15 protein-coding genes are annotated in these 19701 nt (G+C 71.1%); 5 read left to right on the top strand and 10 right to left on the bottom strand.

Features of this window, described 5'->3' with window-relative positions:
• The first annotated feature begins 136 nt into the window (after window positions 1–136).
• The 3 genes from ABEA43_RS14620 (at window position 137) to ABEA43_RS14610 (ending at window position 5557) form a co-directional block, all read left to right on the top strand.
• Entirely contained in the window at window positions 137–793 is a 657-nt protein-coding gene (locus ABEA43_RS14620) for a response regulator (RefSeq protein ID WP_345562024.1), read from the top strand.
• A gap of 698 nt (window positions 794–1491) precedes the next feature.
• Window positions 1492–2778, top strand: a complete 1287-nt coding sequence (locus ABEA43_RS14615; RefSeq protein ID WP_345562022.1) for a phenylacetate--CoA ligase family protein — start codon at window positions 1492–1494, stop codon at window positions 2776–2778.
• A 520-nt stretch (window positions 2779–3298) separates the two neighbouring features.
• Entirely contained in the window at window positions 3299–5557 is a 2259-nt protein-coding gene (locus tag ABEA43_RS14610) for a hypothetical protein (protein ID WP_345562021.1), read from the top strand.
• Between the two features lie 122 nt (window positions 5558–5679).
• Here ABEA43_RS14610 and ABEA43_RS14605 read toward each other — a convergent pair whose 3' ends face one another.
• The 7 genes from ABEA43_RS14605 to ABEA43_RS14575 are packed head-to-tail and all read right to left on the bottom strand — an operon-like array spanning window position 5680 to window position 13349.
• Window positions 5680–6675, bottom strand: a complete 996-nt coding sequence (locus ABEA43_RS14605; protein WP_345562020.1) for an Lrp/AsnC family transcriptional regulator — start codon at window positions 6673–6675, stop codon at window positions 5680–5682.
• Window positions 6676–6706: 31 nt separating this feature from the next.
• The gene (locus tag ABEA43_RS14600) at window positions 6707–7546 is read right to left on the bottom strand and encodes an alpha/beta fold hydrolase (protein WP_345562018.1); all 840 of its coding nucleotides are present in this window, start codon (window positions 7544–7546) and stop codon (window positions 6707–6709) included.
• 11 nt (window positions 7547–7557) lie between these two features.
• Window positions 7558–8727, bottom strand: coding sequence for a M24 family metallopeptidase (locus ABEA43_RS14595; RefSeq protein WP_345562016.1), 1170 nt, complete (start codon window positions 8725–8727; stop codon window positions 7558–7560).
• Complete coding sequence (locus ABEA43_RS14590; RefSeq protein ID WP_345562014.1) at window positions 8724–9590, bottom strand: ABC transporter permease; 867 nt, start codon at window positions 9588–9590, stop codon at window positions 8724–8726. Before ABEA43_RS14590 ends, ABEA43_RS14595 begins: the two co-directional genes overlap by 4 nt.
• Window positions 9587–10540, bottom strand: coding sequence for an ABC transporter permease (locus tag ABEA43_RS14585; protein WP_345562013.1), 954 nt, complete (start codon window positions 10538–10540; stop codon window positions 9587–9589). The genes ABEA43_RS14590 and ABEA43_RS14585 overlap by 4 nt, the downstream gene beginning before the upstream one ends.
• A gap of 5 nt (window positions 10541–10545) precedes the next feature.
• Window positions 10546–12141 (bottom strand): ABC transporter substrate-binding protein, encoded by a 1596-nt coding sequence (locus tag ABEA43_RS14580; RefSeq protein ID WP_345562012.1) that lies wholly within the window; start codon window positions 12139–12141, stop codon window positions 10546–10548.
• Window positions 12141–13349 carry a dipeptidase gene (locus ABEA43_RS14575; RefSeq protein ID WP_345562010.1) on the bottom strand — a complete coding sequence of 403 codons (1209 nt, stop codon included), beginning with the start codon at window positions 13347–13349 and terminating at the stop codon, window positions 12141–12143. Before ABEA43_RS14575 ends, ABEA43_RS14580 begins: the two co-directional genes overlap by 1 nt.
• 129 nt (window positions 13350–13478) lie before the next feature.
• Between ABEA43_RS14575 and ABEA43_RS14570 the strand changes: the two genes are divergently transcribed.
• Together ABEA43_RS14570 and ABEA43_RS14565 are read left to right on the top strand one after the other, a co-directional pair.
• Window positions 13479–14477, top strand: coding sequence for an ABC transporter ATP-binding protein (locus ABEA43_RS14570; protein ID WP_345562008.1), 999 nt, complete (start codon window positions 13479–13481; stop codon window positions 14475–14477).
• Complete coding sequence (locus ABEA43_RS14565) at window positions 14461–15489, top strand: ABC transporter ATP-binding protein (protein ID WP_345562006.1); 1029 nt, start codon at window positions 14461–14463, stop codon at window positions 15487–15489. Before ABEA43_RS14570 ends, ABEA43_RS14565 begins: the two co-directional genes overlap by 17 nt.
• 10 nt (window positions 15490–15499) lie before the next feature.
• Here ABEA43_RS14565 and ABEA43_RS14560 read toward each other — a convergent pair whose 3' ends face one another.
• The 3 genes from ABEA43_RS14560 to ABEA43_RS14550 are packed head-to-tail and all read right to left on the bottom strand — an operon-like array spanning window position 15500 to window position 19697.
• Complete coding sequence (locus ABEA43_RS14560) at window positions 15500–17068, bottom strand: SpoIIE family protein phosphatase (RefSeq protein WP_345562005.1); 1569 nt, start codon at window positions 17066–17068, stop codon at window positions 15500–15502.
• Complete coding sequence (locus ABEA43_RS14555) at window positions 17065–18747, bottom strand: ATP-binding response regulator (protein WP_345562003.1); 1683 nt, start codon at window positions 18745–18747, stop codon at window positions 17065–17067. The genes ABEA43_RS14560 and ABEA43_RS14555 overlap by 4 nt, the downstream gene beginning before the upstream one ends.
• Window positions 18717–19697, bottom strand: coding sequence for an ATP-binding protein (locus ABEA43_RS14550; protein ID WP_345562001.1), 981 nt, complete (start codon window positions 19695–19697; stop codon window positions 18717–18719). Before ABEA43_RS14550 ends, ABEA43_RS14555 begins: the two co-directional genes overlap by 31 nt.
• Between the last annotated feature and the right edge of the window lie 4 nt (window positions 19698–19701).

Below are 19701 nucleotides of genomic sequence, written 5' to 3'. Positions count from 1 at the left end.
CGGGACACGAACGACCGGGATGCGTGCAGTTGGCGAACGGCCAGCGGGCGAATGGCCGGGACACTTGCAGTCGGCACATGGACGGTCGGCACGTGTGCGGTGAGAGGGTGCGTGCGATGGGGGAAGGGGAGAGCGGTTGATCCGGGTTCTGATCGCCGATGACCAGGGCATGGTCCGCACGGGGTTCACCGTGTTCCTGAGCGCGCAGCAGGACATCGAGGTCGTGGGTGAGGCGGCGAACGGGCGGGAGGCCGTGGAGCGGGCCGCGGCGCTGAGCCCCGACGTGGTGCTGATGGACGTGCGGATGCCGGTCATGAACGGGCTGGAGGCCACCAGGGAGCTGTTGTCGCGACCGTCGTCGCCGAAGGTGCTCATCCTGACCACGTTCGACCTCGACGACTACGTCTACGAGGCGTTGCGGGCCGGGGCCAGCGGGTTCCTGCTGAAGGACGCCTCCGCCGCGCAGCTCGCCGAGGCGGTGCGGGTGGTCGCGGCCGGGGACGCGCTCATCGCCCCGGCGATCACCAAGAGGCTGATCCACGAGTTCGCCAGGCTCGGAGGGCCGCGGCCGGCGTCGGGGCGGCGGCTGGGCGAGCTGACCGAGCGGGAGACAGAGGTGCTCACGCTGGTGGCCCAGGCGCTGTCCAACCAGGAGATCGCGAGCAAGCTGTTCGTGGCGGAGCAGACGGTCAAGACGCATGTGGGGCGGATGCTGATGAAGCTGGGGCTGCGCGACCGGGCCCAGGCGATCGTCTTCGCCTACGAGACCGGCCTGGTGCGTCCGGGCGAGTGAACGAGGGTCCCGCCAGTGTGCCCGCAGGGCCGTGAGCGTCCGGATTTCGCAGCGGGTGCGGGCAAGCCGCGAGCATAAGGCGTCCCGGGCGTGAGGCGTCCCGGGCTTGAGGCGTCCCGGGCTTGAGGCGTCCCGGGCTTGAGGCGTCCCGGCGGTAAGGCGCTCCGGGCGTGAGGCGTCGCGGGCTTGAGGCGTCCGGGGCGCCTAAGTGCAGGTCGTACGTGGGCGCGCCATGGCGGGCGAGTGCATGCCCGCGTGCGCAGGCTGTAGCGTGCGCATCGCCTGCCGGTGAGCACGCTCCGAGAGCGCAGGCCGTGGCGTGTCGCGCCCCCAAGGGAGGCTGTAGCGGGCGGATGCCCTGTTCGTAAACACGCGCTCGGAAGCGCAGGTCGTAGTATGCGGATCCCCTGCTCGTGAGCACACTCCCCAGAGCGCAGGCCGTAGCGGACGCATGCCCTGCCTGTGAGCACACCCCGAGAGTGCGGGCCGTAACGTGCATGTCCCCTACTCCCCTGTGAGCGCGCTGCCCCGGGAGCGTAGGGCGGGGGGTCGGGTTACACGGTTGCGTGGTTTCGCTCAGCCGACGTCCGCCGTACATTCGGCTGATGGACCCGGTTGAGCTCTTTCGGCAGGTGGCGGCGACGGTGCCCGCTTATCGGACGTTTCTGGCGGAGAATCGCATCGATCCCGCTGAAGTCGTGACGATTCGGGATTTCGAGCGGCTGCCTTTGACGACCAAGGACAACTACGTTCGCCGTCATACTCTGCCCGATCTGTGCAGGGACGGCGTGATCGGGGACATGATCGCGGTCTCCTCGGGCTCGACCGGCGTGCCGAGCTTCTGGCCGCGTTCCGTGTCCGACGAGGAGGTGATCGCCGCGCGCTTCGAGGAGGTGTTCCGTGACTCCTTCGCCGCTCGCGAGCGCCGTACCCTGGCCGTGGTCTGTTTCGCCCTCGGCACCTGGGTGGGCGGTCTGTTCACCGTCAACTGCTGCCGTCTGCTGGCCGCGCGTGGCTATCCGATCACCGTGGTCGCCCCCGGGACCGACCGGCGGGAGATCGCCCGTGTTCTCCCCGAGCTGGCGCCGCACTTCGATCAGGTGGTGCTTCTGGGATATCCGCCGTTCCTGAAGAACGTGATCGACACCGAGGACCTCCCCTGGTCCGACTGGGACGTCAAGCTGGTCACGGCGGGCGAAGTATTCAGCGAGGAGTGGCGCAGCCTGGTCGCCGAACGGGCGGGGATCGCCGACCCGGTGCGCGGCATAGCCTCCCTGTACGGCACCGCCGACGCGGGCGTCCTGGGCAACGAGACCGCGTTGTCGGTCGGGATCCGCCGGTTCCTGGCTGCTCGCCCGGATACGGCCCGTGAGCTGTTCGGCGAGTCAAGGTTGCCGACGCTCGTCCAGTACGACCCTGATGTGCGCTTCTTCGAGGAGCATGAGGGCACGCTGCTCTTCTCGGGTGACAACGGCATCCCGCTGATCCGCTATCACATCGCCGACGAGGGTGGGGTGATCCCGTACGAGCGGCTGCTGGAGTTCGTCGGGCGACATGGGTTCGAGCCTGAGGCGGAGGGGCTGGGCACGGCCGCGGGTGCGGAGCGGCCGTTCGTCTACGTCTTCGGTCGCAGCCACTTCACCGTGTCCTACTACGGCGCGAACGTCTATCCGGAGAACATCGCGGTCGGACTGGAGCAGCCGGAGGTGAGCGGTTCGGTGACGGGGAAGTTCGTCATGGAGGTGGTGGAGGACGCGGCTCGCGACCGGCACCTCACGGTCACGGTGGAGCTGGCGCCCGGCGAGAAGCCGTCCGACGAGATCGCCCAGGGCGTGGGGGCCTCGATCCTGGCCCAGCTTCTGCGGCTGAACAGCGAGTTCGCCAACTATGTGCCTGTGCCGCAGCAGGTGCCGTTCGTCCGGCTGCGTGAGGCAGGTGATCCTGAGTACTTTCCGCCTGGTGCCAAACATCGCTACACCCGCTGATGTCACGCCGCCAACCCTCGGTATTGCTCTCGGAGAGGGAGAGGGAGAGGGAGAGGGAGAGGGAGAGGGAGAGGGGGTGGCGGCGGAAGGCGGGGGCGGTAGGCGAAGGTGGAGGCGCTAGGTGAGGGCTGAGGTGGTCGCGGCTCGTTGGATGGAAGTGTTTTGTCCGGCTCCTTTGAGGGGCGAGCGCGCCGACAAAGGGATAGTGGCGGGGCGGAGGGTGCGGCGAGCCGGGGCTGTCGTGGTCGGTCGGTGGGCGGGATGTGGCGATCGGTCGGTGGGTCGGGGCTGTGAGATCAAGTGGCGGGCCGGGCTGTGAGATCAAGTGGCGGGCCGGGGTTGTGGAGATCCGTCGGTGAGCTGTCGGCGATCGGTCTATGGGCTGCCGTGCGAGCTGGGGGTGGTCCTCGTGCTGTGGTACGACCAGAGTTTTCCCTAGTGCCGTCCCTGGGGCGGGAGCGGGCGGGCGGGCTTACCGTCGATGGGTCATCGCTCTCCCTCTCACGGCAGGTGGCGGCTCATGCTGGAAGATCTCGACCAGGTGTTCGCCTGGCTGCTCGCGACGCTCCTCCGGCCCACGTCCGGCCTGTACGGCGAATTCGACCTGCAGCCGGGCGATCAGGACCCGGCTCCCGGGCGGCCCGCGCGGTACGGCGGTCAGGAACGCCCGGCGCTCGGCGACGCCACGCATGTCCGTGACCTGCACCGGGACCTGCGTGAGATGGGCTTCCTGCTCGCCCCGCAGGACGCGACGACCTTCACCACGGCCACGTGGCTGACGGTCATGGAGTTCCAGCGGTACAGCTCGCTGCCCGACTCCGCCGCCGAGCGAGAGCCCGCTGCCGGGATCCTCTCCGAGGCGCTGACGGTGGGCGGCGGCATCGCGAAGGTCGGGCCCGGCACCGCGTTTCCTGCGGACCCGCCGTTCCGGGTGCGCATCGACGACGAGGTGCTGGAGATCATCGCCACCCGCGGGCCCGGCGTGGCGGGCAGCGCTGGTGGGCTGAGGGTTGTGCGCGGTGTGGAGGGGACGACCGCCGCCGCGCATGCCAAGGGTGCCCCGGTGGAGTTGATCCGATGGTCGGACCGTCTCGTCCCGGTGCCCGCGCGCTTCTACGAGCGTTATGCGGAGCCGATCACTGGTGTCGTCAACGCGTGGACCCGGTTCGTGTTGCGCCGGTGGAAGCAGAAGCGGCGACGGTGTCCGGTCGTGGTGGAAGCGTGGGAGATGCGTGAGGGGCAGCCGGATCGCATTCACCTGATCCCGGCCTCCGATGGCCTGCCTGCGCGCAGGGCGGACAACGTCTGGGGACACGCCGAGGTCGTCTCGACCGCTCCGCGTTTCTACGTCCGCGATCTGACGCGGACCTGGCCGCGCCCGGCCCGCCCACCCGTCGCGCCCGCGCATCCGGAGCTGGACGTGACCGGTGACTACCGCGTGCTCGGCGACTATTCCGGCCCGCGCTCCTGGCCGGAGCTCGGGCACACCTGGCGTCCTGAGGGGGAGATGCTGCCCGAGCACCTGCTGCCTGTCTCCGCGACGAACGCCTCCGCGCGGGACCGCTCTGCGCGAGATACCTCCGCTCAAGGCGCCTCCGAGGCCGGCGCCCCTGCGCGAAGCGACTCCGCAGACAGCCACCCTGCAGGCAGCGCCTCTGCGCGAGGCACCTCCGCGCGAAGCGGCTCCGCAGGCAGCGCCTCTGCGTGGAGCGGAGTTGCGGCCGGCGCTGCCGCCCCGCGCGCGCAAGGTCCCACGCTGCAGGAGTTGCTCGACTCGGGCGAGCCCGCCGCGCTCAGCACGTACAAGGTGGTGCGGGCGGTGAGTGAGGTCGAGGCGGTGGGCTACTTCGACGGCCTGAACGCCTACGACCGCGCGTTCATCTCGCTGGGCCCGTGTCATTGGACGGCCGGCCTGACGAGCGCCCCCGCCCCAGCGAGCCCTGTGGAAGGGGGCGAGTTGTGGGGTTTCGTGTCGTTCCTGAAGTCCGCCGACCGGGTCGCGTTCGTCCAGGCGCTCGGCCGGTTCGGCGTCGACGCCGCCACCCCCTGGGGGAAGAACGGTGCGGACCTGTTCAATCCGAGCCAGCGCAAGTACTCCTCGCGGCCCACCGTCCCGAAGGAGGGCGGCGGAAGGCGGGACCTGGGCACGGTCGAGGAGTACGACATGTTCCGCGGCTGGCACTGGTTCTACCGCCTCCAGATGGCCACCCGTACCGTGGACGGCTTCCGCCGCGCGATGTGGCACATGGCGCGGCTGCGGATCCGCGACATCGGTGAGACGCCGTGGGACGGGCCCGCCGATCCGCCTGTCTGGACGGTGCCCGACCCGCAGGCCCCCGGAGGGAGCCGGCCGGCGCGCATCAAGGATGTGATCAACTCTGAGCGCGGGATGGCGATCGTCTACCGCTGGCACATCAGGGCCCCGGCCAACATGGTGTCGGCGGGCCCGGCCACGGAGGCGCCGGCCACCAGGCGTATCGGCCGCGCGGGCCCCGTCCTGCGCGCGGTCTACGAGGCGGCCGCCAAGGACAACGCGACGCTCTTCGCCGGGACCCCCGACATCTGGGGCGACGCGGCCGAGCAGGCGCTGATCACGCAGTTGCGCCGGCAGGGCGGGGCCTCGGTCGAGTACGTGCATGAGTGGCCCCGCCTGGCCTCCAGGAACCGCGGCTTCACGCTGCCGGTCGAGATCCTGCCGGAGGCGTCCGACGGTGAGGGCCGCCGGCTCGGCCTGGCCAGGCGCTCGTTCGTCCTGGACACGACGGGCCTGTCCCTATGAGGGCGAGCGAATTATTCCAGGGGCCGGCGCCGCCGTTCAGCCTGGACACCACAGGCCCGCGCCGCCGCTCAGCCCGGACACCACAGGCCCGCGCCGCCGCTCAGCCCGGACACGACCGGCCCCTATGAGGGGGCCAGGGCCGCCGCGATGCGGTCCTCCGCCCAGGGCACCATGAGGAAGCCGCGCTTGACGGTCAGCACCTGCACCCCGGCCGTCCACGACTGGATGCCCGGCACCGAGGCCAGGGTGCGCGAGGTGAAGTGGTGCAGGTCGGCCGTGGTCGGCACGATCACCTCGCAGATGAGCGACGCCTGCCCCAGCAGGGAGGCGATCATGCGCACGCCGCGCTCGTCCGACAGCCGCTCGGCCACGCGGTCCTGCATGCTCGGCTCGACCGACAGCCAGAGCAGGATCTCCGCCTCATAACCGAGCGCGGCGGCCGGGATGAACGTGGCCACCGTCGCGCAGCCGCGCTCCAGCATGGCCTCCAGCCGCCGCCGGGCCGTGCTCTCGCTGATGCCCAGGCGGCGGCCGACCGACTGGGAGCTGGCCCGACCGTCCTCCCGGACGGCGGCGAGGACGAGGCGGTCGACGTCGTCGAGGTGCCCGCGCTCGCACGTGTGCGCCCGGGGGGTCAGCGCGAACGGCGCCGCCTGCTCCCCCACCACGGGCACGCTCCAGTCGTAGCTCCGCTTGTACGTGTGCAGCACCAGGTCGGCGTTGCTCTGCTGCGCCCCGGGAATGGTGTGCACGAACTCGACGAGCATCGAGTAGAGGTCGCGGTGCTTGGGCGCGACCAGCTCGAACACGATGTCGTAGCCACCGGTGACGATCGTGACGTAACGGATGTCGGGGTTGGCCGCCAGCAGCCCCGCGACCTTGAGCTGGCTGCCCGGCGCGCAGGTCAGCCGCACGATGAAGACGTGCACCGGCCCGTCGTGCTCCAGGTGCGGCAGCACCGCCACCCGCGCCAGCCCGGCGCCGAACAGGTGCTGGGCCCGCCGCGCCACCGTCGTGGTGGAGATGCCCAGCAGCTGGGCGATGTCGGTCCAGCTCGCCCGGCCGTTCAGCTGCAGCGCGGCCAGGATCTTCCGGTCTAGTTCGTCGAGATCTTCCATCGGGGGCATCATCGCGTGTTCAGCGCCGTTCTCAAACCCGGTCGCGGGCCCTGTCCAGGAATTCGCGGACGGTCGCCTCCCACAGCTCGGCCTCCTCGACCTGCGGCGAGTGCCCCGACCGCTCGAACACCCGCAGCTCCGCGCCGGGGATGAGCCGGGCGATGGTCTCGCTGCACTCGACGGGCGTGATCCAGTCGTGGCGGCCGACGGTCACGAGGGCCGGCGCGGTGATGCCGGGGAGCAGGTGCTTGATGTCGTAGTTCGGCTGGTTCACGGCGAACGCGTAGTTGTGCGTCCGGTAGTGGTACGGCGTGGCGGCGGCCCGCTGCTCGACCTTGGCCGGGTCGTAGTCGTGGTCGTAGAGGGGCAGGATCTCCCGCCAGCAGTCGCGCAGGTCCTCGTCGTCGCGCACGGTGCCGGACATGATCCGGTCCAGCTTGGCCTGGTCGATCGCGACCCGGGAGGAGGCGGCGGCGTTGCGGGTGGCCAGCTCCTGGTTGGCGTTGTCGGCCGAGGTGTCGCGCAGCACGACCGCGCTCACCCGGTCGGGGTGGCGGGCGGCGTACTCCATGGCGATGAAGCCGCCGTACGAGCCGCCGGCGATCACCACCTGCTCGGCGCCGAGCCAGCGGCGCAGGCCCTCGACGTCGTCGACCCACTGCTCGTGGGTGCAGGGGCCGTTCTCGCCGCTCGCGCCCGAGCCCCTGGCGTCGAAGACGACCACCCGGTACGCGTCCGCCAGCCGGCCGAAGCTGGCCTTGGGCTCGGCGAGCGAGCCGAGCCCGGGGGCGCCGTGATGGGCGATGATCGTCCGCTCGCCCTCTCCGAGCACCTCGACGTTGAGCTGGTTGCCATTGATGTCGACGAACAACGTGTTGCCTTTCAGATGATCACGTCGGTGAGCTCGCGCGGGTACGCCGTGAGCCTGCGCGGCCCGGACCCGGTGACGAGGACGGTGTCGGAGATGCGGTATCCGGCGTGGCCCGGCACGTACACGCCGGGCTCGCTGGACAGGATCATGCCGGGGGCCAGCTCGGTGGCGTCGCCGTCGGACAGCCACGGCGGCTCGTGGAAGCCGAGCCCGATGCCGTGCCCCTGCCGGTGGCGGATGTGCTCGCCGAGCCCGGCCTCCTCGATCACCTCCAGGCAGCGGCGGTTGGCCTCCTCGCAGGAGACGCCCGCGACCAGGGCCTCGGTGCCGATCTCCTGTGCCTCGCGGACGGTCTCGTAGTAGCAGGCCTGCCGGGTCGTGGGCTCGCCGATGACGAACGTGCGCTCGCTCTCCACGAACCTGCCGCCGACCGCGCAGCCGAGCGAGAGCATGAACGTCTCCCCCGCCCGCAGCCGGTCGCCGCCGGGCAGCCGGTGCGGCTGGGCCGAGTTGGGGCCGCCGTAGACGAGGCCGCCGGTGAGCATGGGCACGACGACGACGTCCTCGTGCCTGGCGTACATGAGGCGGGAGCCGTGGGCGATGACGTGGGCGGCCAGCTCGGTCTCGGCGGGCAGCTCGCCGCCCGCCTCCACGGCCGCCCTGACCAGCTCGACGCCGGCCGCGATCATCTCGTCGGCGATGCGGGCGGCCTCCTCGTGCAGCGCGATCTCCTCGGGCTGCTTGCGCAGCCGCACGCGGCCGACCGCCTCGGAGTCGCTCCAGCGGGTGGCGGGGAACGCCTCGGCCAGGGCCCGCGTACGGGCCACGCTGGTGGAGGGCGCGTACGCGGCGGCGTCCGGGACGCGTACGTGCCCGGCGAGCACCGCGAACGGCGACCTGACCCCGGGGAACTCCGGATAGGCCACGATCTCGGCGCGGGCCCGCTGGTCCTCGGCGTACTCGCGCTCCAGGTCGGGCACGAGCAGCACCGGGTCGCCGTCGATCGGCAGCCAGCAGGCGACGGGCCGCTCGTTCGGGAAGTGGTGGAAGCCGGTGAGGTAGGCGACGTCGAGCGGGTCGTCGAGCATCAGGGCGGACAGACCGGCCGCGGACATCTCACCGCGTACCCGGTCGAGGACGCCGGAGTAGAAGGAGGCGGGCAGTCTCTGGGAGAAGGTCATGAGTCGTTCCTGTGGTTGCGGGCGTCGTTGTAGGCCACGGACAGCAGGGTCGTGGACAGGACGAGCAGCAGGATGGCCAGCGACGGGAACAGGGTGGTCCACCAGGCGGAGGCCAGCGAGCCCGACTGCTGCGCCTTGTGCAGGATCGTGCCCCAGGACCAGCTGTTCGGGTCGCCCAGGCCGAGGAACGACAGGCCCGCCTCGGCCAGCACGGCGCGGGAGGTGGTGAGCACGACCGACACGCCGACGACGGGGATGACGCCGGGCAGCAGGTGCGTGCGCACGATCCACAGCGACGAGCCGCCGACGACCTTGGCCGCCGACACGAACGGCATGGGCACGATGGACAGCGCCTGCGAGCGCACCACGCGGGCCACCTCGGGCCAGCTGAACAGCGCGATCACCACGGCCAGCGTGCGCACGCTGGGCCCGGCCAGCGCCGCCACCAGGATCATCAGCGGCAGCATGGGCAGCGACAGCGACAGGTCCACCAGCACGCCGAGCGGGGTGTCGAGGCGCCGGAAGTAGGCCGCGCTGATGCCGATCAGCAGGCCGATCACGATGGCCAGCACGGAGGCGCTGACGCCGACCGCCATGCTGACCCTGGTGCCCCAGACGACCTGGGCGAACACGTCCTGGCCGATGTCGTCGGTGCCGAACCAGTGCGCGGCCGAGGGCGGCTGCGAGGTGTCGGCGCCGTACCCCTCGGGGAAGGGCGCGATCAGCGGCGCGAAGACGGCGACCAGGGCCAGCAGGAGCAGGACGATCGCGCTGGCCACGCCGAGGGGGTTGCGGCGGAAGGCGGACCAGGTCCGCTGCCGGGGGGTCGGCTCGACGGCCGCGTCGGGCATGAGCGCGGTCATGAGGTACGCACCCTGGGGTCGAGGATTCCGTAGGCCACGTCGGTGATCAGGTTGGCGACCACGACGGCGGCCGCGAGCAGCACGAACGCGCCCTGCAGGACGGGGAAGTCGAGCTGGCCGACCGCCTCGTAGACGGCGCGGCCGATGCCCGGGTAGGCGTAGATCGTCTCGGTCAGCACCGCGCCGCCGACCAGGGTGCCGAGCTGGAGCCCGGCGATCGTGGTCGTCGGCAGCAGCGCGTTGCGCAGGGCGTGCTTCCACACGACCTTGCCCGGACGCACGCCCTTGGCCTTGGCCAGCGAGACGTAGTCCTCGCCGAGCGCGTCGATGAGCGTGGTGCGCATCGTCAGCACGTACCCGCCGAGCTGGATGAGGACCAGCGACAGGCACGGCAGCACCAGGTGGTGCAGCATGCTGAGGGTGGCGCCGAAGCCGGTGGCGTCGAGGTCGACCGCCCCGCCGATGGGGAACCAGCCGAGCCAGACGCCCAGGACGTACATGAGGAAGATGCCGACGCTGGGCACGAACAGCGACTGCGCGGTGACGCCGGTGAGCTGGATCATGCGGTCCAGCCAGCCCTTGGCGCCGGTGGCGGCGAGCACGCCGAGCGGGATGCCCAGCGCGATCGTCACCACCATGGCCGAGATCGTCAGGATCAGCGTCCAGGGCAGCCGCTCCATGAGGACGGTCGTCACCGGGATCGACTGCCTGAACGACATCCCCAGGTTGCCCTGCAGGAGCTGGCCCAGATAGTCGAGGTACTGCGCGGCGAGCGGCTTGTCCAGGCCGAAGTCGGCCAGCAGCTTCAGGCGCAGTTCCTCGGTCATGTTCGGGTCGGCCACGGCCAGGACCGGGTCGCCGGGCAGCAGGCGGACCAGGAAGAACGTCACCGTGACCGCGAACCACAGGGTGAGCAGGCCGCGGGCCAGCCGGAGGCCGATGAACCGCATGGCGATCAGCTCGCCGGCTTCGCCGAGGCGAGGGAGAGCGGGTTCAGGATGGACAGCAGCTCACTCGGCATCGGCTTGAACCCGGTCCACTTGGCGGAGTGCGCGATGTTGAACGTCTCCACGTACAGGACGTTGTCGTAGACCTGGTCGTGGATGATCCGCGCGGCCTCCTGGATCGGCGCCTTGGCCTCCTCCTGGGTCAGCGCCCGCTGCGCCTGATCGATCAGGTCGTCCAGCTTGGGGTCGCTGACCTGGGCGTAGTTGATGAACCCGCCGGTCTTGAAGGCGAGCCCGAGGTTCGCGGGCGGGTTGTCCATGACCGCCCACGACCCGGCATAGATGTCGAAGTCGCGCTTGGCGGTCTTGTCCAGGTACGTGTTCCGCTCCAGGCCCTGGAGCTTGATCGTGATCCCGGCCTTCTTCGCCGAGTCGCGGACCATCGGGGCCCAGCGGGCGATGTTCGGGTCGGCCTGGTCGTAGATCATGCCCACGCTGAGGTTGGCGACCCCGGCCTCGGCCAGCAGCTTCTTGGCCTGCTCCGGGTCGAAGGCGTACTCCTTGGACGCCGGGTCGGTGTAGGCGGGCAGCGACGGCGTCAGCACGCTGGAGTTGGAGGACTTGGCGTAGCCCTTGAGCGCGATCGCGCGGATCGCCTCGTAGTCCACGGCGTGCGCGAGCGCCTGGCGCACGCGTACGTCGTCCAGCGGCTTGCGCTTGGTGTTGTACTGCAGGTGCGCCCAGCCCAGCGACGGGATCTGCTGCAGCTTGACCTGCTGGTCGTTCTTCAGCTCGGTCGCGGTGGCGGGCGGCAGCACGTTGCCGATCAGGTCGATCTCGCCGTTGCGCAGGGCGAGGACCTCGGTGTTCACGTCGGGGAAGACCCGGAACACGATCTCCTTGACGGCCGGCTGCCCGGGGCCGAAGCCGTCCACGCGCTCCATGATGTAGCGCTGGCCGCGCTCGACCTTGGTCAGCTTGAACGGCCCGGCGCTCACCCAGTTCGCGTCGTTGGCGAACTTCTGCACGCTCGGCGCCTTCTCGAACACGTGCTTGGGCACGATCGGCAGCCAGAAGCCGACGTTGTCCAGGAACGTGCCGTCGGCGCGGCTGAGGTGGAACGCGACCTCGGTGGGCGAGACCGCCTCCGCCTTGTCCAGGGCGGTGATGAGCCCGGCGACCACGCCGAACTTCTCCTTCTGCACCGACGTCACCGAGAACACCACGTCGTCGGCGGTCACCTGCTTGCCGTCGGACCACTTCATGTCGTCGCGCAGCTTGGCGGTGGCGGTCTTGCCGTCCTCGGAGTACGACCATTCGGTCGCCAGGTACGGGACGCGCTTGCCGGCCTCGTCCATCTGGGTCAGGTGCGGGTACATCAGGTTCGTGACCCACGAGTCGGTACGGCTGTTGCCGACGAGCGGGTTGTAGTTGACCACGTCGGCGGTCGTGCCGATGGTCAGCCGGTCCGTACCGGCCGGCGCCTGGGAGCCGGAGCCCGTGTCCGAGCCGGAGCCGCCCGCCGAGCCCGGCACGCTGGGCGCGCAGGCCGCGCTCAGGGTGAGGGCCCCCAGCACGGCCGCCAGGAGAGTGGCACGTCTCATCAGATCCAGACCTCTTCCAGCACGCGCATGACGTTGCCGCCGACGACCTTGGTGATCTCGTCGTCGGAGTAGCCGTGGCCGACCAGCCAGGCGATGATGTTCCAGAAGCACTCGGCCGGGTTCTCCAGGCCGTCCACGTACGCGACCTTCTCGTACGCCTGGCCCGCGTGCGCCTCGTTGAGCGACAGGTGCTCGGCGAAGGTGTCGTGCAGGCCCACGTGGTCGCCGAACAGGGTGTCGGGGCCGAACGCCACATGGTCGATGCCGACCAGGTCCACGCAGTAGGTGAAGTGGTCCATGACCGACTCCAGGCTGTGCCGCGGGTGGTCCGGGGACAGCGTCGTGTGCGGGGCCGCCTCCAGGCCGATGACGCCGCCGCGCTCGGCCGCGGCCTTGATGACGGAGTCCGGCTTCATCCGGTTCGTCGGCCAGACCGACCTGGCGCCCGCGTGGGTGATGAGGATCGGCTTGTCAGAGTGGCGGATCGTGTCCAGCGAGGTCCGGTCGCCCGAGTGGGAGACGTCGATGGCGATGCCGAGCTTGTTCATGCGGCGCACGGCGCGCTCGCCGAACAGGGTCAGGCCGCCGTCGGCGCGCTCCTTCAGGCCGCTGCCCAGGGTGTTGGCCTCGCTGTAGGCGATGCCCATCTGCCGTACGCCGAAGCCGTACAGCATGTCGATCCTGTCGACCTCGTTCTCGATCATGGTGGCGGCTTCCAGGGCGAGCACGAGCCCGATCCGGCCGCCGGCGTGCGCCTCGCGCACGTCGGCCAGGCGCTCGACCTTGATGAGGAAGTCCTGGTGCGCGATGTCCGACAGCCGCATGCCGATGTCGGCGATCACGTCGTTCCACTTCCAGCCCGCCTGGCTGGTGATGCAGCAGGTGCCGTCCATGAGGTTGTCGAAGACGACGGTCATGCCGGAGCGGGCCAGGCCCTCGTATCCGGTGTGGTGGCGGGCGGTGCGGTTGTAGTCGACGGTCTGGCCGATGTCGTCGGGGAAGATCGACGGGTGGTCGTGCAGGGAGACGACCAGGTTGTCGGTGAGCAGGCGGCGTACCCGCTCGGTCTGCTCGGTGGTGAGCTCGGGCCCCTGGTACGCCGGAACCCGGCCGAGCTCGGGCGCCAGGTCGAACGCGCGGTAGTCGGCCCCCGCCTCCAGGTATTCGTAGGAACGGTAGCCCTTGTAGCTCTTCGCGGCTTCCAGCACTTGCTATCCCCTCTTGTCCGATTGCCGGAAGTTTGCCAGGATCAGGCGCTAAAGGCAATATTGAAGTTGTTTTTCGGCACGACAGCCTGAGCCAGCGCCAGGTTTCGTCACATTCGAGAAGGGGGTGCGGTGAGCGAACCACCGGTCCTGGAAATCCGCGATCTCCACGTCACGTTCAGCGCCCACGGACGCGAGATCCCGGCGGTGCGCGGCGTGGACCTGACCATCGAGCGCGGCCAGACGCTGGCCCTGCTCGGCGAGTCGGGTTCGGGCAAGTCCGTGACCGCCAAGGCCGTCATGGGGCTGCTCGACCAGCCGAACGTCCAGGTGCGCTCGCAGGTCGCCAGGCTCGGCGGCCGGGACCTGCTGGCGATGTCCGCCGACGAGCGCCGGGCCCTGCGCGGCAGCGAGATGACCCTGGTCTTCCAGGACGCGTTGTCGGCGCTGAACCCCGTGCTCAGCATCGGCGACCAGGTCGGAGAGCTGTTCAGGGTGCACAGGGGGATGTCGCGCAAGGAGGCGAAGGCCCGCTCGGTCGAGATGCTGGACCTGGTCGGCATCCCGGCCGCGGCCAAGCGGATCGGCGACTACCCGCACCAGTTCTCCGGCGGGATGCGGCAGCGGATCCTCGTGGCCATGGCGGTGGCGCTCGAACCCGACCTGATCATCGCCGACGAGCCGACGACCGCGCTGGACGTGACCGTGCAGGCCCAGATCCTGGAGCTGATCGACCGGCTGCGCCGCGAGCTCGGCACGGCCGTCCTGCTGATCACCCACGACCTCGGGGTGGCCGCGGAGGTCAGCGACCGGATCGCGGTGATGTACGCCGGGCGGATCGTGGAGAGCGGCGAGGTCGGCGAGCTGTACGACCGTCCCGCCCACCCCTACACCGGCGCGCTGCTCGCGGCCATCCCCGACCTGGACAGCCCCGCGTCGGAGCTGCGCGCCATCCCCGGCGCGCCGCCGAGCCCCGCGTCGGTGCCGCCGGGGTGCTCGTTCGCGCCGCGCTGCGACCGGGCCACGGAGGTGTGCGTGAGCACCCGGCCCCCGCTGGCGCCGGTCACCGGTTCGGACCGGCAGGCCGCCTGCCACCACTCGGAGGAGATGCTCCATGGCGCCATCGCCTGAACCCGCCGCGTCCGGCCCGGCCGCGGTCCTGCCCGCGTCCGCCCCGGCGGGAGACGTCGTCCTGCGCGCGACCGGCCTGCACAAGAGCTACCACGGCGGGATGCTGTCCAGGGGCGGCGCGGTGCGCGCCGTCGCGGGCGTGGACCTGGAGCTGCGGGCCGGTGAGACGCTCGGCATCGTCGGCGAGTCCGGCTGCGGCAAGTCGACGCTGGCCAGGATGCTCGTCGGACTCGAACGCCCCGACGAGGGCGAGGTGACCTTCCGCGGGCGGCCGTTCTTCACCCGCGGCGGCGTCCCCCGCGACATCAGGCGGCGCGTCCAGATGGTCTTCCAGGACCCGCTCACCTCGCTGAACCCCCGCATGACCATCCACGACATCGTGGCGGAGCCGTTGCGGGTGCACCGGCTTTCGCCGAACGTCCGTGCCATGCGGGAGCGGGTCGGCGAGCTGCTCACGCTGGTGGGGCTGTCGCCCGACCGGATGAGCCGGTTCCCGCACGAGTTCTCCGGGGGCCAGCGGCAGCGGATCGGCATCGCCCGCGCGCTGGCCACCGAGCCGGACGTGATCGTCTGCGACGAGCCCGTGTCCGCGCTGGACATGTCGGTGCAGGCGCAGGTGGTCAACCTGTTCGCGGAGCTGCAGCGGACGCTCGGCGTGGCGCTGGTCTTCATCGCCCACGACCTGGCCGTGGTGCGGCACGTCTCGCACCGGGTGGGGGTGATGTACCTGGGCCGGCTGGCCGAGGTGGGGCCCGCGGCCGAGGTGTACGGGGCGCCGGCGCATCCGTACACGATGGCGCTGCTGTCGGCGGCGCCGGTGCCGAAGCCGCAGCTCCGCGGCCGATCGCGGATCATGCTGGCCGGGGACCCGCCCAGCCCGGTAGCGCCGCCCCCCGGCTGCCGCTTCCACACCCGCTGCTGGAAGGCGACCGAGCGGTGCGCCGAGGTCGAGCCCGTGCTCGAAGCGGCCGGCGAGCACTACGCGGCCTGTCACTACGCCGAGCGGGGCTGACCCGCGGAGCTCACGCCTCCCGGCGGACGACGACCAGCGCGACGTCGTCCTCGCCGGCCCCGAACGACTCCAGCATCCGGTCGGCGAAGTCCTCCAGGTCGTCCTCGACGGTCTCCGCCAGCCGCCTGGCGTTCTCCAGGCTCTCGTCGAGCGAGAGGCTGCGGTCCTCCACGAGCCCGTCGGTGAACAGCAGCATCGTGCCGCCGGGCGGCAGCTTCAGCCGGTCCACCTGGTACTCCTCCGGCATGGCCCCGAGCAGCAGGTTGCCCAGGCTGTGGTAGGCGCAGCCGGGCCCGGCGAACAGCGGCGGGATGTGCCCGGCGTTGGCCACCTCGACCTCGCCCGTGGCCGGGTCGATGAGCACGAGGCACAGCGTGGCGGTCATGCGCGGGTGGTAGCGCCGCATCATCTGGTTGAGCAGGTCGAGCGACGCGCTCAGGTCCACCTGGGCGATGAAGGAGAATCGCATGGCGTGGCGCAGCTCCGCCATCACGGTCGCCGCGTGCAGGGAGTGGCCCTCCACGTCGCCGATGGCCACCAGCACCCGCTCGCCGATCGGCAGCACCTCGTAGAAGTCGCCGCCGATCTCGACGTTGTCCACGGCCGGCTGGTAGCGCATCGCCACCTGCAGGCCGGGCACCTCGGGGATGCGGCTGGGCAGCAGGCTGCGCTGGAGGGTCAGCGCGATCGCGTGCTCCTCGGTGTAGGCGCGCAGCGCGCCCACGGCCAGCGCCAGCTCCTGGCCGAGCTGGCGCAGCAGGTTGATCTCGTCGGTGTCGAGCGGCGGATCGGCCTCCACCCCCAGGTAGATGGGTCCCCTGGAGTTCTTGGTCCGGCACAGCACACCGGTGCTGAGTCCCTCGAGCTGCACGTCGGGCATGAGCGTGCGCCAGGTGTCGGCGTCGAGCGTGAACACGTGGGTGCGGGTGGTCTCCTTGGGCACCATTCTGGCCAGGCGGTCGAGCAGGTCGGGGGCGGCCGGATGGGCGGTGGCCGGCTCGCCGGGGCGGGCGCGGTAGCGGCGGGTCCTCCCGTCGGGCAGCAGCGCCAGGGTGCCGGAGAAGCGGCCGAGCAGCTCGGCCGAGCCTTCGGCGGCCGCGGTCAGGAGCTCGCCGAAGGTCTCCGACTCGTTCATCCTGAGCGTCACGTCGGCCAGCCTGGCCAGGCGCTCGGCCATGAGCTCCGCTCGCCACCGCGCCCGGTAGTAGCGCAGCATGGCCTCCACCGTGGCGGCGAACTCGGCGGGCTCGATCGGCTCCGCCAGGTACGCGTCGGCGCCGCGTTCCAGGCCCTCGGCCCGGTCGGCCACCGTGATGGCGTTGGCCGACACCTGGATGACGGGGATCGCGGCGGTGGCGGGGTTCGCCTTGATGCGCTCGCACACTTCGTATCCGGGGATGTCGGGCAGCCGCACGTCCAGGACGACCAGGTCCACGTGCCGCGCGGCGAGTGTCCGCAGCGCCTCCTCGCCGCCGTTCGCCTCGACCACCTGGTGTCCCGCCCTGCGCAGCCAGCTCGACAGGATGTACCGCTTGGTCGGTGTGTCGTCGACGACCAGGACAGTCCCCGGCTCAATCACCCTTTTGCTCCTCTCGCCCGGCGGATCGCCTGGAGCAGCTGCTCTCTCCGCAGTCCGTGCTTGGACAGCACCACCCTGTTGTCGGGGGCGCGCTGGGGGGAGATCGTCACCACGACCACCGGGATCCCGCTCAGCGCGTCCTCCTCGGCCATCCGCTGGAGCAGCACGTGGCCGTCGACCCGCGGCATGAGCAGGTCGACCAGGATGACGTCCGGGGGGCCCGCCGTCATCAGGTCGAGCGCGGCGGCGCCGTCGGCGGCCTCGTCCACGTGGACGGCGAAACCGTGCAGCATGCGGCGGGCGGCGGCGCGGAACACCTCGTCGTCGTCGGCGATCAGCACGCGCTCCAGCTCGGGCACGCCGGTGTAGTGCGGCAGCCGCAGCGTGGCGGTGGTGCCCTCGCCCTGCGTGCTGGTCAGCTCCAGCGTGCCGCCCAGCGCCTCGGCCAGCCTGCGCGCGTACGGCAGGCCCAGTCCGGTGCCCCGGTACCTGACCTGGAGCGAGCCCGGCACCTGGTAGAAGTCCTCGAACACGCGGGTCAGGTGCTCCTCCGCGATGCCGATGCCGGTGTCGGTCACGGTGATGACGACCTCGCTCACCGGCCCGTCCAGCCTGGCCTCCAGCCGGACGTGGCCGCTCTGGGTGAACTTGAGCGCGTTGGACAGCAGGTTGCGCAGGATCCGCAGCAGCATGCCCTCGTCCACGTACAGCTCGGCGACCTCCTGCGCCACCTCGTGGCTCAGCACGACGCCGACGCGTTCGCTCGTCGGGTGCATCGTCATGTGGAGCTGGTCGGTCATCCTGGCCAGGTCCACCGGCGCCGGCTGCGGGTCGAGGCGGCCGGACTCCGCCTTGGCCATGTCCAGGAGCTCGCTGACGAGCTCCAGCAGCGTCTGGGTCGAGCCGCCGATGAGGCTCACCTGGTGCGCCTGCTCCTCGGTCAGCGGGTCGCCGCCCGGCCCGGTCAGCAGCCTGACCAGGCCGATGACCGAGTTGAGCGGGGTGCGCAGCTCGTGGCTGACGGTGGCCCAGAAGCGGTTCCTGGCCTCGTTCGACTCGCGGAGCTGGCTGGACTTCTCATCCAGTTCCGCGTACAGGGCCACCACGCCCCTGTTGGTCTCCTCCAGCTCGGTGGAGAGCTGGTTGTACATCGCCAGCACGCCGGAGTTGGTCTCCTGCAGCTCGGCGTTGAGGTGCAGGACGTCCTGCAGGGTCTCGGCCAGCTCCCTGTTCTGCTCGCGCAGCTCGTCGAGCGCGGAGATCGGCGCCAGCCTGGCGAGCTTGCCGCGGACCTCCTCGACCGGAGCGGGCTTCACCCGGGGGCCCAGCCGCTTGACGATCGTGACGCGTCCTTCGGCGAGGGTGACCTCGTCGACCAGCCGGCCGGCCAGCTTCATGCCTTCCGAGCCGGCCAGGTCCGGCCGCCCGGAGTGCTCCAGGGTGATCAGCAGCTCGGCCTCGCCGAGCGCGATCACCGCGGTCGCGCCGATGCCGAGGACCTCCCTGCCCGCCTCACTGAGCGCCGTCGCCACCCGGACCTGGTCCTGCGACTCCAGCCCGGCCAGCTCGGCGGCGGCCCGGCCCAGGCGGCGCAGCACGAAGACGTCCTGGTCGGCCGTGAGCTTGACGCGGATGAGCTCGACCTCCGTCATGTCCCCGGCCTCGCCGTCACCACGCACGCGTCGTCCCTCCTGCTGCCCGCCTCGCGCATCAGCCCGGCCGCGATCACCGCCGGGGTGCGGGAGAACAGGCCGGGCATGGCCGCGGGGTCCCAGCGCGCGGTCAGCCCGTCGGAGTGCAGGACCACGGTGGCGTAGCCGGGCATCTCGTACGCGTACTGCCGCAGGTGCGCTCCCTGCTTCCCGGCGATTCCCGGCACCGACACCATGCCCTGGCGCCCCTCGGCGTGCGCGACCCAGCCGGAGACGTTGCCGAGCCCGGCGAACGTCACGCCGCCCGGCTCGACGCGCGCCACCGCCGCGGCACCACCGCGGGTCCGGGTCAGCCCGCGGTGCAGGTGGTCCAGGATCGCCAGCGGCTCCTGGTCGCGTACCTGAAGGAACAGCTCGACGGCCAGGCGCGAGGCCTGCGCCGCGATGTGGCCGTGGCCCAGACCGTCGCAGAGCAGCACGGTGGTGACGGCGCCGATCTCGGAGATGGCGAAGGCGTCGCCGCAGACCGTCTCCTCGCCGATGGGCCTGGTCACGCCGCTGGCCCGCTGCGGCGGGGCGGCGGCCTTGTCGGCGGTGAAGTGCATGGCGAGCACGGTGCCCTTGCCCGGCAGGGAGTGCACGTCATAGCCGGTGGCGATGCGGGCGATGGCCCCCATGCCGATGCCCAGCGTCCCGGAGGTGGAGTAGCCGTCGCGCAGCGCGCGGCCGATGTCGGCCATGCCCGGCCCCTTGTCCAGGGTGATGAGCTCCACCGTCGCGGCGGCCTCCGGATGCGGGCGGACCATCACGGCTCCCTCCACGGCGTGCTTGACGAGGTTCGACACCGCCTCACTGACGGCCACGGCCGTCTGCCCGATCAAGGTGGCGTCGAAACCGGCCCGCTCGGCAAGCTCGACGGCCTGCCGGCGGACCGCTCCGACCGCACTGGGATCTTCGGCCCGGATCCAGTGCTCCATCGGC

This window comes from Nonomuraea rosea, assembly GCF_039539705.1.
GTDB classification, from domain to species: Bacteria; Actinomycetota; Actinomycetes; order Streptosporangiales; family Streptosporangiaceae; genus Nonomuraea; species Nonomuraea rosea.
The sequence above is the reverse complement of the archived record's forward strand: the minus strand, read 5'-3'. Positions and strand labels throughout refer to the sequence as shown.